This window comes from Bradyrhizobium sp. LCT2 (assembly GCF_009931255.1).
Lineage (GTDB): Bacteria > Pseudomonadota > Alphaproteobacteria > Rhizobiales > Xanthobacteraceae > Bradyrhizobium > Bradyrhizobium diazoefficiens.
In genome coordinates, this window is the sequence record NZ_CP034432.1 from 9166480 (window position 1) to 9180502 (window position 14023).

13 protein-coding genes are annotated in these 14023 nt (G+C 64.2%); 5 read left to right on the forward strand and 8 right to left on the reverse strand.

Going from position 1 to position 14023, the window contains the following annotated elements; genetic code table 11:
• Positions 1-58 precede the first annotated feature (58 nt).
• The 3 genes from EI171_RS43270 (at position 59) to EI171_RS43280 (ending at position 3468) form a co-directional block, all read left to right on the forward strand.
• Complete coding sequence (locus EI171_RS43270; protein ID WP_161536777.1) at positions 59-1240, forward strand: HlyD family secretion protein; 1182 nt, start codon at positions 59-61, stop codon at positions 1238-1240.
• A 118-nt stretch (positions 1241-1358) separates the two neighbouring features.
• Positions 1359-2978: an MDR family MFS transporter gene (locus EI171_RS43275; protein WP_161536778.1), complete on the forward strand. Its 1620-nt coding sequence runs from the start codon at positions 1359-1361 to the stop codon at positions 2976-2978.
• A gap of 28 nt (positions 2979-3006) precedes the next feature.
• Positions 3007-3468 (forward strand): carboxymuconolactone decarboxylase family protein, encoded by a 462-nt coding sequence (locus EI171_RS43280; protein ID WP_028173905.1) that lies wholly within the window; start codon positions 3007-3009, stop codon positions 3466-3468.
• Positions 3469-3609: 141 nt separating this feature from the next.
• Here the strand turns inward: EI171_RS43280 and EI171_RS43285 are convergent, their stop codons facing one another.
• The 6 genes from EI171_RS43285 to EI171_RS43310 form a co-directional block, all read right to left on the reverse strand.
• Positions 3610-4470: a D-amino-acid transaminase gene (locus EI171_RS43285; RefSeq protein ID WP_161536779.1), complete on the reverse strand. Its 861-nt coding sequence runs from the start codon at positions 4468-4470 to the stop codon at positions 3610-3612.
• Between the two features lie 166 nt (positions 4471-4636).
• Positions 4637-5368: an amino acid ABC transporter ATP-binding protein gene (locus EI171_RS43290; protein WP_011090324.1), complete on the reverse strand. Its 732-nt coding sequence runs from the start codon at positions 5366-5368 to the stop codon at positions 4637-4639.
• Positions 5369-5380: 12 nt separating this feature from the next.
• A complete protein-coding gene (locus EI171_RS43295; RefSeq protein ID WP_011090325.1) occupies positions 5381-6073 on the reverse strand; it encodes an amino acid ABC transporter permease in 693 nt (230 codons plus the stop codon).
• Between the two features lie 4 nt (positions 6074-6077).
• On the reverse strand, positions 6078-6809 hold the full coding sequence (locus EI171_RS43300) for an amino acid ABC transporter permease (RefSeq protein ID WP_011090326.1): 732 nt from the start codon (positions 6807-6809) through the stop codon (positions 6078-6080).
• Positions 6810-6936: 127 nt separating this feature from the next.
• Positions 6937-7848, reverse strand: a complete 912-nt coding sequence (locus tag EI171_RS43305; protein ID WP_161536780.1) for an amino acid ABC transporter substrate-binding protein — start codon at positions 7846-7848, stop codon at positions 6937-6939.
• A gap of 99 nt (positions 7849-7947) precedes the next feature.
• The gene (locus EI171_RS43310; RefSeq protein WP_161536781.1) at positions 7948-9333 is read right to left on the reverse strand and encodes a M20/M25/M40 family metallo-hydrolase; all 1386 of its coding nucleotides are present in this window, start codon (positions 9331-9333) and stop codon (positions 7948-7950) included.
• 261 nt (positions 9334-9594) lie between these two features.
• On the opposite strand from EI171_RS43310, the gene EI171_RS43315 reads away from it, so the two are divergent.
• A complete protein-coding gene (locus EI171_RS43315) occupies positions 9595-10974 on the forward strand; it encodes an LLM class flavin-dependent oxidoreductase (protein ID WP_161536782.1) in 1380 nt (459 codons plus the stop codon).
• 184 nt (positions 10975-11158) lie between these two features.
• On the opposite strand, the gene EI171_RS43320 is transcribed toward EI171_RS43315, so the two are convergent.
• Positions 11159-12820 (reverse strand): thiamine pyrophosphate-binding protein, encoded by a 1662-nt coding sequence (locus EI171_RS43320; RefSeq protein ID WP_161536783.1) that lies wholly within the window; start codon positions 12818-12820, stop codon positions 11159-11161.
• Positions 12821-12859: 39 nt separating this feature from the next.
• Here EI171_RS43320 and EI171_RS43325 point away from each other — a divergent pair, with 39 nt between their 5' ends.
• Positions 12860-13402, forward strand: a complete 543-nt coding sequence (locus tag EI171_RS43325; protein WP_246740411.1) for a TfoX/Sxy family protein — start codon at positions 12860-12862, stop codon at positions 13400-13402.
• On the opposite strand, the gene EI171_RS43330 is transcribed toward EI171_RS43325, so the two are convergent.
• Positions 13356-13862, reverse strand: a complete 507-nt coding sequence (locus EI171_RS43330; protein ID WP_161536784.1) for a GFA family protein — start codon at positions 13860-13862, stop codon at positions 13356-13358. The genes EI171_RS43325 and EI171_RS43330 overlap by 47 nt on opposite strands.
• Positions 13863-14023: the final 161 nt, after the last annotated feature.

The window sequence follows — 14023 nt, forward strand, 5'->3', positions numbered from 1 at the left end:
CCGATTATCGCTCGAGCTGGAAAGACCGATAGTCCCTTCCAGCCGATAGGAGACCGTCATGTCCGAGCTGCCCCGCGCTGAAAACTTCCAGCAAGCAACTGAAATTACTCAGGATTATTCCAAGGTGCCGCTGCGTGTGCCGATCCGTGACAAGCTCCGGCGCGCGGCCTTGGTGCTCGCGCTCCTCGCGGGCACGGCGGCGGTCGTCTATTACGGACACGACTACTGGACCAACGGACGCTATCTCGAGACGACCGACGACGCCTATGTCAAGGCGGACTCCACGATCGTCGCGCCGAAGGTTTCCGGCTACATCGCGAAGGTCCTGGTCGGCGACAACGAAAAGGTCAAAGCCGGCCAGGTGCTGGCCAGGATCGACGACCGCGACTTCAAGGCGGCGCTCGATCAGGCCCGCGCCGATGTCGCCGCCGCGGAGGCTTCCGTGCGCAACCTCGATGCCCAGCTCGAACTGCAACAGCCGATCATCGAGCAGAGCACGGCCGATGTCACGGCTGCGGACGCCAATCTGAAATTCGCCCAGGAGGAGCGCGCCCGCTACGACGACCTGATGAAGTCGGGCTCCGGCACGATCCAGCGCGCACAGCAGACCGATGCCGCGCTGCGCGCCAGCAACGCGCAATTGCAGCACGCCAAATCAGGCCTTCTGGCCGCACAGCGCAAGGTCGACGTGCTCACCACCCAGCGCGCCCAGGCCACGGCCCAGCTCGAACGCGCCCGCGCGGTCGCGCAGCAGGCGGCGTTGAACCTGTCCTATACCGAGATCACCGCACCGGTAGACGGCACGGTCGGCGCCCGTAGCTTGCGCGTCGGCCAGTACGTGCAGGCCGGCACGCAGTTGATGGCGGTGGTGCCGCTCGATGCGGTCTATGTGGTCGCGAACTTCAAGGAGACGCAACTCACCCATGTCCGCGCCGGCCAGCCGGTCGAGCTGCGCGTCGACAGCTTCCGCAGCCAGACCCTGCGCGGTCATGTCGACAGCCTGTCGCCGGCCAGCGGGCTCGAATTCGCGCTGCTGCCGCCCGATAACGCCACCGGCAATTTCACCAAGATCGTGCAGCGCGTCCCGGTGAAGATCGTGCTCGACGATCACAGCCTCACCGGCCTGCTGCGGCCCGGCATGTCGGCGGTGCCGACCGTTGACACCAAGCAGGCAGTGCTGGCTGAGCGCGAGACGGCAAAGCGCCTCGCTGACAACACCTCGCGCCCGAACGGCGGCTGACGTCGAGGATCATGCGGCAGGATTATCAAGCCCTGCCGCATGATCCTTCCAGGACTTCCTCGATTATCGAAACCATCCACCCAGCGCATCCTGTCTCCGTAACCGAGACGAGGCTTCCATGAGCACGCTCCAACCGACCGTCAACGCCGCCTCCGCCGCCAACTTCCCCGCGCCGGCCGCGGCTCCCACGATTCCGGCCGTGTCGGCCAAGACCTGGATCGCGGTGATCGGCGCGACGCTCGGCGCCTTCATGGCGGTGCTGAACATCCAGATCGTCAACGCCTCGCTCGCCGACATCCAGGGCGCGATCGGCGCCGGCATCGACGACGGCGGCTGGATCTCGACCTCCTATCTGATCGCGGAGATCGTGGTGATCCCGCTGTCGGGCTGGCTCGCCCAGGTGTTCTCGATCCGCATCTACCTCCTCACCAACGCGATCCTGTTTCTGGTGTTCTCGGCGGCCTGCGCGCTGGCGCAGGACCTGCCGCAAATGATCGTCCTTCGCGCCGTGCAGGGCTTTAGCGGCGGCGTGCTGATCCCGATGGCGTTCACACTGATCATCACGCTCTTGCCGAAGGCGAAACAGCCGATCGGACTTGCGCTGTTTGCGATCTCTGCGACATTCGCACCCGCCATCGGCCCGACCATCGGCGGCTATCTCACCGAGAATTGGGGCTGGCAGTACATCTTCTACGTCAACCTGGTTCCCGGCACGCTGATGATCGCGATGCTGTGGTTCTCGCTGGAAGCAAAGCCGATGAAGCTGTCGCTGCTGCGCGAGGGCGACTGGCCGGGTATCGTCACCATGGCGATCGGCCTCTCCGCGCTGCAGACCGTGCTGGAAGAAGGCAACAAGGACGACTGGTTCGGCTCGCCCTTCATCGTCAAACTGTCCATTATCGCCGTCATTGCGTTGACCGCTTTCCTCGTGATCGAGCTGACTGCGAAGAAGCCGCTGTTGAACCTGCGTCTGCTGGTTCGCCGCAATTTCGGCTTCGGCATCCTCGCCAACTTCCTGCTCGGTATCGCGCTGTACGGTTCGGTGTTCATCATGCCGGTCTATCTGTCACGCATCCAGGGCTACAATGCCGAACAGATCGGCATGGTTCTGGCTTGGACCGGCTTGCCGCAGCTGTTGCTGATCCCTCTGGTGCCGCGGCTGATGCAACGCTTCGACGCCCGGATCATCATCAGCGTCGGCTTTGCGCTGTTCGCGGCCTCCAATTTCATGAACATCTATATGACGAATGACTACGCCACCGATCAGCTGTTCTGGCCCAACGTCGTTCGCGCCGTCGGACAGGCGTTCGTGTTCGCGCCGCTCTCGGCCGTCGCCACGGCCGGAATCGAGCCGGAGAATGCCGGCTCCGCATCGGGCCTATTCAACATGATGCGCAACCTCGGCGGCGCCATCGGCATTGCGCTGCTCCAGACCGTGCTGACCAAGCGCGAGCAGTATCACTCCAACGTTCTGATGCAGTCGGTCTCGATGTTCGAGCAGGCCACCCGCACGCGGCTGGAACAGCTCACTCAATATTTCGTCAATCACGGCATCCTCGATCGTGCGGATGCGTCGCATCGTGCCTATGTCGCAATCGGCCATATCGTGCAGAAGCAGGCCTATATCCTGGCCTTCAGCGACACCTTCTACCTGCTCGGCATGGCGCTGATCGTGGCCCTGATCGCCGTCCTCTTCCTGAAGAAGCCCGGCCAGACCTCGGCCGGTGGAGCCCACTGACGTCACCCCAGCAAAAAGGAGAACGACCATGAAGCCCCGCATGAACTACTACCAGGCCGCGCCCGACACGCTCAAAGCCCTGATCGCGGTGGACGATCAGATCAAGGCCAGCGGCCTGGAGCAATCCCTGATCGAACTGGTCAAGACACGGGCGTCGCAGATCAACGGTTGCGCCTTCTGCATCAACATGCACACCGAGGACGCCCGCAAGCGCGGCGAGACCGAACAGCGGCTCTATCTTCTCAATGCCTGGCGCGAATCTCCGCTCTACACCGATCGCGAGCGCGCTGCCTTGGCCTGGACCGAAGCGGTGACGCTGATCTCCGAGACGCACGCCCCCGACGACGTCTACGAGCAGGTCCGCGCGCAGTTCTCGGAGCAGGAGACGGTCAACCTCACCATGCTGATCGGCACCATCAACGCGTGGAACAGGATCGCGATCTCGTTCCGCGCGGTCCATCCGGTGAAGGTGAAGGCGTCGGTGGCGTGATGCTGCGGCGCCGCCTCGGGCACAAGTCTCGTAGGGTGGGCAAAGCGGAGCGTGCCCACCACTCCCTATCCCAATCGCTGAGAGACGGTGGGCACGGCGCAAGCGCGCCTTTGCCCACCCTACAATAGCCGAGAGTACGCCCTAAACCGCCGTCGCCCTGGCGAATTCCACGTAGATCTCGCGCAGACGCGTCGCCATCGGGCCGGGCTTGCCGTCGCCGATTGTCTTGCCATCAATCGCGACCACCGGCTGCACGAACGACGAGGCCGAGGTGATGAAAGCTTCCTTGGCAGCGAGCGCCTCGGCGACCGTGAAGGACCGCTCCTCGACGCGGAGCTGACGTTCTTCCGCGAGCGCGATCACGGCCTTGCGCGTACAGCCCGGCAGGATCGCGTTGGAGTTCTTGCGCGTGACGATGACATCGTCCTTCGTCAGGATGAACGCCGACGATGAACCGCCCTCGGTGACGTATCCGTCCTGCAGCATCCAGGCTTCGCCTGCACCGGCTTCCGCCGCGGCCTGCTTCGCCAGCACTTGCGCCAGCAGCGCCACGCTCTTGATGTCACGCCGCTCCCAGCGGATGTCGGGCACGGTGATCACGTTGATGCCGGTCTTGGCCGAGGCGGCATTGATGATGTCCTTTTCCGAGGTGAACATCACCAGGCTCGACTTGACATCAGCCTTGGGGAACGGGAAGTCGCGGCCCTTGTCGGCGCCGCGCGTGACCTGGAGATAGACGAGGCCGCTCCCGAGCTTGTTGCGCGCGATCAGCTCCTTTTGCAGCTCGGTGATGCGCTCGACCGTCTCCGGCAGCCTCAAGCTGATCTCGCCGACAGAGCGCTCGAGCCGCGCCAGGTGCGAGGCGTTGTCGACCAGCTTGCCGCCCAGCACGGCCGAGACCTCGTAGATGCCGTCGGCGAACAGGAAGCCGCGGTCGAGAACCGAGATTTTGGCGTCCGAGAGCGGGACGAATGAGCCGTTGACGTAGGCGATCGAGTCCAAGGCAGGTCTCCTGGCGGGAAAAGGGGATTTGGCCACGGGTATAGGAGATTTAGCGAGCCCGATAAACCCTCGATCCGTCATTCCGGGGCATTCGCAAAGCGAATGAGCCCGGAATCTCGAGATTCCGGGTTCGATGCTTCGCATCGCCCCGGAATGACGGCGCCGGTTAATGCGACAGAATCTTCGACAGGAACTTCTGCGCGCGGTCGCTGCGCGGCTTGCCGAAGAAATCCTCCTTCGCCGCGTCCTCGACGATCTCGCCGCGATCCATGAAGATCACGCGGTTGGCGACCTTGCGGGCAAAGCCCATCTCGTGCGTGACGACCATCATGGTCATGCCCTCGCGGGCGAGATCGACCATGACGTCGAGCACCTCGCTGACCATTTCAGGATCGAGCGCCGAGGTCGGCTCGTCGAACAGCATGACGATCGGATCCATCGCGAGCGCGCGCGCGATCGCAACGCGCTGCTGCTGGCCGCCGGAGAGCTGCGCCGGGAATTTCTGCGCCTGCTCCTTCAGGCCGACGCGCTCCAGGAGCTGCATGCCTTTCGCCACCGCCTTGTCGTACGGCCGTCCCAGCACCTTCTGCTGGGCAAGGCAGAGGTTCTCGATGATCTTGAGATGCGGGAACAGCTCGAAGTGCTGGAACACCATGCCGACGCGCGAGCGAAGCTTCGGCAGGTCGGTCCTGGGATCGTTGACCTTGGTGCCGTCGACGCTGATGTCGCCCTCCTGGAACGGCTCGAGCGCGTTGACGCATTTGATCAGCGTCGACTTGCCCGAACCCGAGGGACCGCAGACCACGACGACCTCGCCCTTGGTGACGCTGGTGGTGCAGTCGGTCAGCACCTGGAAGGTCGGGGTGTACCATTTGTTGACGTGGCTGATTTCGATCATGACCGACACGCTCTATCGAATGATGGCGATGCGCGCCTGGAGGCGACGCACGCCGAAGGACGCGACACAGGAAATGGTGAAGTAGACGACGGCGGCGAACAGGTACATCTCGACTAGGCGGCCGTCGCGCTGCGCGACCTTGCTCGCCGCGCCCAGAAAGTCCGGGATCGAGAGCACGTAGACCAGCGAGGTGTCCTGGAACAGCACGATGGTCTGCGTCAGCAGCACCGGCAGCATGTTGCGGAACGCCTGCGGCAGCACGACGTAGCGCATGGTCTGGGCGTAGGTCAGGCCGAGCGCGTTGGCGGCGGCGGGCTGGCCGCGCGAGATCGACTGGATGCCGGCGCGCATGATCTCGGAGAAGTACGCCGCCTCGAACATGATGAAGGTGATGAGCGAGGAGGCGAACGCGCCGACGCTGATCGGCCGCGACGCGCCGGTCACCCACTGCCCGATATAGGGCACCAGGAAGTAGAACCAGAAGATGACCAGCACCAACGGCAGCGAGCGCATGAAGTCGACATAGACGCCGGCGATGCGGCCGAGCACCTTGAAGCCCGACAGTCGCATCAACGCGATCGCGGTGCCGAAGATCAGGCCGCCGAGGCCCGCCAGCGCCGTCAGGGTCACCGTGAACGTCATGCCCTCGTAGAACAGGTAGGGCAGCGCGCGGCGGATGACGTCGAAATCGAGATTACCGAACATTGCGCTATTTCCCCGTGATGTAGCCGGGGATCGCGACATAGCGCTCGAGGAAGCGCATCGCGGTCACGACGACGGCGTTGACGAGGAGATAAAGGATGGTCGCGGCGGTGAAGGCCTCGAACACCTGGAACGAGAATTCCTGCATCGAGCGCGCCTGTCCGGTCAGCTCGATCAGGCCGATGGTGATGGCCACCGCCGTGTTCTTGATGGTGTTGAGGAACTCGGAAGTCAGCGGCGGCAGGATGATGCGGAACGCCATCGGCAGCAGCACGTAGCGATAGCCCTGCACGGTGGTGAGCCCGAGCGCGGTCGCCGCCATCTTCTGCCCGCGCGGCAACGAACCGATGCCCGCCTGCAATTGCACCGCGACGCGCGCCGACATGAAGAAGCCGATGCCGATCGCGGCCGTCCAGAACGGCGCATTCGGCAGTTGCTTCAGCCACAGGCCGGCGGACTTCGGCAGCAGCTCCGGCAGCACGAAGAACCACAGGAAGAGCTGCACCAGCAGCGGCATGTTGCGGAAGAACTCGACCCAGCAGAAGCCGAACCGGTAGGCCGCCTTGGACGGCAGCGTGCGCATGACGCCGACGAGCGAGCCGAACACCAGCGCGATGATCCAGGCGAGCACCGCCGTCTTCAGGGTCAGCACCAGGCCCGACAACAGCATGTCGAGATAGGTGCCGGTCCCCATCGGGTTCGGCTCGAAGAAAATTCCCCAGTTCCAGTGGTAGTTCACGTGTCCCTCGCGCGAACGCGCCAATCACAGATGTCGTAAACGTCTATGCAAATGTCCGGCCACTCCCTCCAGAATGGCCGGAATTTGCTTCCTCTCCCCGCAAGCGGGGAGAGGCGAACAACTCAGCTTACTTGTAGTCGTCCGGGTTCGGCGAGTCCGTCGGCTTGGCGAACTCGTTCTTCAGCTCGGCCGAGATCGGAGTGTTGAGGTTGAGCCCCTTCGGCGGGATCTTGGCCGTGAACCACTTCTCGTAGATCTTCTGGCCTTCGCCCGAGGTGTAGAGCGCAGCGGTCGCCGCATCGACCACCTTCTTGAACGGCGCGTCGTCCTTGCGCAGCATGATGCCGTAGGGCTCGGGCTTGGAGAAGGCGTCCTTGGAGATGACGTAGTCGTCGGGCGACTTCGAGCCGGCAACGAGGCTCGCGAGCAGGATATCGTCCATCACGAAGGCGACCGCGCGATCGGTCTCGACCATCAGGAAGGATTCGGCGTGATCCTTGGCCGGGATGATGTTGGCGCCGAGGCCTTTCGCAACATTGGCCTCGGTGAGCTGCTTGATGTTGGTGGTGCCGGCGGTCGAGACCACGGTCTTGCCCTTGAGATCATCGATCGACTTCAGGCCGCTCGACTTTTTGAACACGTAGCGGCTGGCGGTCAGGAAGTGGGTGTTGGTGAAGGCGACCTGCTTCTGGCGCTCGGCATTGTTGGTGGTCGAGCCGCATTCGAGGTCGATGGTGCCGTTGGCCATCAGCGGGATGCGGGTCGCCGAGGTCACCGGATTGAGCTTGACCTCGAGCTTGTCGAGCTTGAGTTCCTTCTTCACGGCGTCGACGATCTTGTAGCAGATGTCCATCGCGAACCCGATCGGCTTCTGGTTGTCGTCCAGATAGGAGAACGGGATGGAGGAGTCGCGGAAGCCCAGCGTGATGGCACCGGTGTCCTTGATGTTCTTCAGCGTGCCGGTCAGCTCCTGGGCCCCGGCCTGGCTGACGACGAAGGTCGCGGCCAGCGCGAGCCCGATGTGACGGAAATGCTTCACTTTTTTGGTCCCCTTTCAGGATGATGCGGCCGGATGCAAGCACAAATCAGGCCGGATTAGAATGTGACTTTCGACTGGATCGCCGCTCAGGTTAACGGCTCAGGTGAGTGGCTTGGGCAATTCGCCGAGATCCCAGAACAGGCCGGCCATCACCGTCAAGGCCTCTTCGGTCAACGGCAGCAGGATGTGCTCATTGGGCGCATGCTGGGAGCAGCCGGGATAGGAGTGCGGGACCCAGATCGTTGGCAGGCCCAGGATCTCGGAAAACACGTCGTTCGGCAGCGAGCCGCCGAAGTTCGGCAGCACCGCCGGCGCCTTGCCGGTGGTCTCCCGCACCGAATCCGCCGCCCATTTGATCCAGGGGCTGTCGAAATCGGTACGCGAGGCGGCAAAGCTCTGTGCGGCCCGCACCTCGACCATCGGGAAACCCTTTTGCACCAGATGCGCGCGGACGGCCTCGATCAGGCCGTCGACCCTGGTGCCGACGACAAAACGCAGTTGCAGCACGGCATTGGCGTGGCCGGGAATGGCGTTGGCCGGCTTCTCGATATTGCCGGACGACATCGCCAGCACTTCCAGCGTGTTCCAGGCGTAGAGGCGTTCGGCCGCCGACAGGCCTTCCTCGCCCCAGTTCTCCGCCAGTGCCGGCTCGTCCGCGGTCGGCACCACCTCCACGTCCGCAAGATAGCTGCGGATCTGGTTGGTGAGCCGCGGCGGCTTCAGGGCCTCGAGCTGGAGACGGCCATGGCCGTCGACCAGCGTCGAGATCGCGTTGACCAGAATGGTCGCGGGGTTGGCGAGCACGCCGCCCCAATTGCCGGAATGATGGCCGCCGTCGCGCAAATTGACGTCGAGATGGATGCGGATGCCGCCACGGCAGCCGAGGAAGAGTGTCGGGCGATCTGCCGACAAACGCGGTCCGTCGGAGGCCATGAACAGATCGGCCTTGAGTGCATCGCGATTGAGGTCGCAGACCTTGCCGAGATCGGGCGAGCCGATCTCCTCGCCCATCTCGACGATGAATTTGGCGTTGAAGCCGAGCTTGCCGCCGCGGGCCTCGCGCACCGCGCGGAGCGCCGCCATGTTGATGCTGTGCTGGCCCTTGTTGTCGGCGGTGCCGCGGCCGTAGAGGCGCGTGCCCGCAACCGTCGTGCGCCAGGGATCGCGGCCATCGCGCCATTCGCCTTCCATGCCGTCGACGACGTCGCCATGGCCGTAAATCAGCACGGTCGGGGCGGATGCGCTCTCGTGATGCTCGGCGAACAGGAACGGCGCCTTGCCGCTGGGAGATTCGACCATGCGGCTTTGAAAATCGAGCGCAGCGAAGGCCGGCTGCATCTCCTGTTCCAGATAGGCACGCAGCTCCGCACCGCGCGACGGATTCTGGCTCTCGGTCTTGAAGGCGACGCGGCGGTCGAGTTCGGCGAGGAACGCGCCCGAACTGAAATCCTCACGGGCACGGGCGATGGCGGCGGCTCTGGTCATGATTTGCTTTTCGGACTTCGAGGAAGGACCCTACCCGAGACAGGACGGCCTTCGATAGTGGCGGGGACTTGGATTGTTCTTGTACTTCTCTTGTAGTTCTCTTGGGATTTCGTTCTTGCTCGCTTGAGATTGGCTTGCCAAGGGCAGCAGTGCTGCTGATTTTGGCCTTGCCAAGAGCAAGTTATGTGCAAGAAGTTCGCCAAGTTGGGGCGCACGTCTATCATTCGAAGAGCGCTCGGTACAGAGCGCCGGGGGACCATTATGGCCAAGCAGATCAGGCTCAACGCCTTTGCGATGAATTGCGTCGCCCACCAGTCGCCGGGCCTGTGGACCCATCCGCGCGACCGCACCGCCGAATATAATCGCCTGCCCTACTGGCTCGACCTCGCCAGGACGCTGGAGCGCGGCCGTTTCGACGGATTGTTCCTGGCCGACGTGCTTGGCGTCTACGACGTCTATGGCAACAGCCCTGACGCAGCCTTGCGCAATGCAGCACAGACGCCGTCGAACGAGCCGTTGCTCCTGCTCTCGGCGATGGCGGCGGTGACGCAAAATCTCGGTTTCGGCGTCACCAGCAATTTGTCCTTCGAGCCGCCCTACCCGTTCGCGCGGCGGATGTCGACACTCGACCATCTCACCGAGGGCCGGATCGGCTGGAACGTCGTCACCGGCTATCTCGACAGCGCCGCCCGCGGCGCCGGCAAGGACAAGCAGACCGGACATGACGACCGCTACGACATCGCCGACGAATATATGGAGGTCGTCTACAAGCTCTGGGAAGGAAGCTGGGAGGACGATGCCGTGCTGCGCGACCGGGCGCGCGGCATCTTCACCGATCCCGCGAAGGTTCATCGCGTCAATCACGAGGGCGCGAACTACCGCATCAACAACACCATCCATCTCAGCGAGCCGTCGCCGCAGCGCACGCCCGTGCTGTACCAGGCCGGCACCTCGCCGCGCGGCCGCCAATTCGCGGCGCGTCACGCCGAATGTGTGTTCATGTCGGGACCGTCGGCCAAGATCATCGCGCCGCGCGTCTCCGCGATCCGCCAGGAGGCTGCCGCACTCGGCCGCAATCCGGCGGAGATCCTCATGTTCAACATGATGACGATCATCCTCGGCAACACGGAGGCTGAAGCTGCGGCGAAATATGCCGACTACCGCTCGCATATCAGCCCGGAAGGCGCCCTGGCCCTGATGTCGGGATGGACCGGCATCGACTTCTCCGGCTACGAGCTCGACCAGCAGGTCCGGCACGTCCAGAACGACGCCGGCCGCAGCGCGCTCGACAACGTGACCCGCGGCGACCCCGACCGCGTCTGGACCGTGCGCGACGTCATCGAGCATGTCGGCATCGGCGGCGCCGGTCCGGTCGTGGTGGGCACGCCGGAGAGCGTCGCAGACAAGATCGAGGATTGGTTCGAGAAGACCGACGTCGACGGCCTCAACGTGGCGTTCGCGATCTCGCCCGGTGACTTCGAGGACATCGCCGACATGCTGGTACCGGAGCTGACGCGGCGCGGACGGTACAAGCCGGAGTATGCGAAAGGCACGTTGCGGGAGAAGCTGTTCGGCGCGGGGCGCGCAAGGCTCGACACGCCGCATCCGGCGGCGGGGTATCGGGTGGCGAAGACGGGGTAGGCGCCACCCCCAATGTCGTCCTGGCGAAAGCCAGGACCCATTACCCCAACAGGGAGTTTGGCGAAGACTGGTCGTTCGGGATTAGTACCACCCGCACACGATAGATCACGCGGTATGGGTCCTGGCTTTCGCCAGGACGACGATGTGGAGGCATTGTGCACGCTGCCTCCACACCGTCACTGCCCTACACCTTCCCGTCCACCATCACCTCGATCAGCTTCGTCCCCGGCCGGCCAAACGCCGACGACAGCGTCGCCTTCAGCTCGCTTGGGTCGCTGATCTTGATCGCCTCGCACCCCAATGCCTTCGCGACCCCGGCGAAATCCACCGGCGGATCGATGAAATCCATGCCGACATAGTTGTCGTCGCCATGGAAGGCGAGCAGGCGCTGCTTGATGATGCGATAGCCGCCATTGTTGGCGATGACGACGTTGAGCGGCAGCTTGTGATGTGCCGCCGTCCAGAGCGACTGGATCGAATACATCGCGCTGCCGTCGCCGGAGAAGCACACCACGGGACGATCCGGATTGGCGATGCTGACACCGACCGAGGCCGGCAGGCCCCAGCCGATGCCGCCGGATGCAAGGCCGTGATAGCCGAAGCGATCGCGGTGCGGATGCAGGTTCGTGATCTGGCGGCTGGAGGTGAGGCCTTCGTCGACGAGGATGGCGTTGCCGGGCATGGCCTCTGTCATTTGCAGCACCAGATAGTCCGGATCGATGGGGTTGCGGCCCGCACTCTTGCCGATCTGCTCCACCAGCGCGGCGCGGCGCGCGCTCCAGTTCTTCGGCGCAAGCTCGGCGAGACGCTGCCTGGCGCGTTGCGCCAGTGCCGCGCCGCCCATCTCCTTCAGCACCGGGATCAGCGCGCGCAGCGTTTCCTTGACGTCCGCCTTTAGCGCAATCTCCGCGCCAAAATTCTTGGCGATCTCCCAGTCGATGAGGCCGACCTGGAGAATTGGCAATCCATCCGGCAGCGGATCGACCTCGCTATAGACCGACATCCGCAGCGGATCGCCGCCGAGCGCGATCAGGAGGTCGTAGGGCGCGAGCGTGTCGCGCGCGACCTTCTGCACCCGCGCCAACGTGCCGACGAAGCTCGGGCTCTCCGAGAGGAAGTGCGAGCCATAGGGCGTCGAGGACTGATAGGCGGCAGCGCCGAGCAGCTCGGCGAGCTCGGCCGCCTCCTTCAGCGCGTCGCTCTTGACCACCTCGTCCATGGTGACGATGACAGGACGTTCGGCCTTGAGCAGCCGCGCGGCAAAGGCCTTCAGCGCCTCGTCCGACGGTTTGGTGCGCGTGTCGATGCGGGTGGAGCGGCCAAGATCGATGCCGGCTTCGCTGTTGAGGATGTCACCGGGCAGCGAGATGAACACCGGCCCGGTCGGCGGCGTCATCGCGACCTTGGCGGCGCGGCGCACGATGCGCGGCAGATCCTCCAGCCGCGTCACCTCGACCGCCCATTTCACCAGCGGCTCGGCCATGCGCACCAGCGGGCCGTAGAGCACCGGCTCCATCAGGCCGTGCCCCTGCTCCTGCTGGCCCGCGGTCAAAATCATCGGCGTGCCCGTGAACTGGGCGTTGTAGAGCGAGCCCATGGCGTTGCCGAGGCCGGGCGCGACATGGACGTTGCAGGCGACGAGCTTGCCGGAGGCACGGCTGTAGCCGTCGGCGATCGCCACCACCAGGCTCTCCTGCATCGCCATGACATAGGTGAGATCAGGGTGGTCCTTCAGCGCATGCATGATCGGCAGCTCGGTGGTGCCGGGGTTGCCGAACAGATGGGTGATGCCCTCGTCCTTGAGCAGCGCGAGAAAAGCGGAACGGCCGGTGATCTTGTTCTTCATGTTTCCTCCAGAAGCGGGCGTTGCCGCAAGGACGGAGGCATGATGGCCGAACTTGGCCGAGGCACGCAAGGAAGCGCCGTCATGGCAGACTTGCGTCGGCGCGCGCAAGCTGGGAACATGCTCGGGCGTAAACCTGCACGGGGAGACGCGATGGCCTATGACGAGAACACCGCGGCGCGGGTGCGCAAATTGCTGGCGGGTCAGCGATACGTCGCGGAAAAGAAGATGATGGGCGGCCTCTGCTTCATGGTGAACAACACCATGTGCTGCACCGTAAGCGGGCGCGGCGGCATGCTGATCCGCGTCGGCCCGGAAGCGCATGCACGCATGCTGCAGGAGCCGCATACGAGCCCGATGGAAATGCGCGGGCGCATCATGAGCGGCTTTGTACGCGTCGCGCCGGACGGCTATCAGGGCGATGCCGAGCTGAAAAAATGGGTCAAGCGCGGGCTCGACTTCGTGGCGGCGAATACCGCGGGACGCAAAGCGGCGCCGCGGAAGGCTGTTTCGGCGAAGACTGAGGTCGCCGCCAAGGCTAAAACACCTCCTCGCGGCCGAGCTCGAAAGGGTTTTCGCCGCTAGCGCGCTTCTTCTTTTTCGAGCGCTGCCAGACCACACCGGGAAAGCCCTTCAACGGCACCAGCGGCTCGCCGGTATAGGCCCATTCCTGGAGCTCTTCGATCGCGATGTGATAGAGCGGCTGGCGGCCGGTGCGCTCCCTAAACAGCGCGCGGGGGATGTTGACCATGTGGGGCCCGCGCGGCCGCTCGTAGGCGATCGGCGTGCCGCAATGCGAGCAGAAGCTGCGCGCGGTTTTGGTGGCCTTGTCCTCGTAGCGCGTGAGCGCGGTCTTGCCGGAGGTGATGCGAAAGCGCTTCTTCCAGCTCCCGACATAGGTCGCGTAAGCCGCGCCATGGGCGCGGCGACTACTGGCGGAATGATCGTGCCAGGCCCAGCGCGCGGGAACGTCGATCTCGAAGGTGACCTTGCCGCAGAGGCATTGACCGGTGGCGGTTCCTGCGGCGGCTGCGGCTTTGGCCATCGTCTCTCTCCGTCGTCGTTGCAGAGACGACAATACACGATCGTCATTCCGGGGCGCGACGAAGTCGCGAGCCCGGAATCCATCGGGCCGCGTACTCAGAGGCGACATGGATTCCGGGCTCGACGCTCCCGGGCCGCGCTTCGCGCGGTCCCGAGCGTTGC

Coding starts and splice junctions, on each gene's coding strand:
- EI171_RS43280 (WP_028173905.1), top strand. CDS start 3,007: ATGAAGCCCCGCATGAACTACTACCAGGCCGCGCCCGACACGCTCAAA.
- EI171_RS43275 (WP_161536778.1), top strand. CDS start 1,359: ATGAGCACGCTCCAACCGACCGTCAACGCCGCCTCCGCCGCCAACTTC.
- EI171_RS43270 (WP_161536777.1), top strand. CDS start 59: ATGTCCGAGCTGCCCCGCGCTGAAAACTTCCAGCAAGCAACTGAAATT.
- EI171_RS43325 (WP_246740411.1), top strand. CDS start 12,860: ATGATGGCCGAACTTGGCCGAGGCACGCAAGGAAGCGCCGTCATGGCA.
- EI171_RS43290 (WP_011090324.1), bottom strand. CDS start 5,368: ATGATCGAAATCAGCCACGTCAACAAATGGTACACCCCGACCTTCCAG.
- EI171_RS43330 (WP_161536784.1), bottom strand. CDS start 13,862: ATGGCCAAAGCCGCAGCCGCCGCAGGAACCGCCACCGGTCAATGCCTC.
- EI171_RS43295 (WP_011090325.1), bottom strand. CDS start 6,073: ATGTTCGGTAATCTCGATTTCGACGTCATCCGCCGCGCGCTGCCCTAC.
- EI171_RS43315 (WP_161536782.1), top strand. CDS start 9,595: ATGGCCAAGCAGATCAGGCTCAACGCCTTTGCGATGAATTGCGTCGCC.
- EI171_RS43310 (WP_161536781.1), bottom strand. CDS start 9,333: ATGACCAGAGCCGCCGCCATCGCCCGTGCCCGTGAGGATTTCAGTTCG.
- EI171_RS43320 (WP_161536783.1), bottom strand. CDS start 12,820: ATGAAGAACAAGATCACCGGCCGTTCCGCTTTTCTCGCGCTGCTCAAG.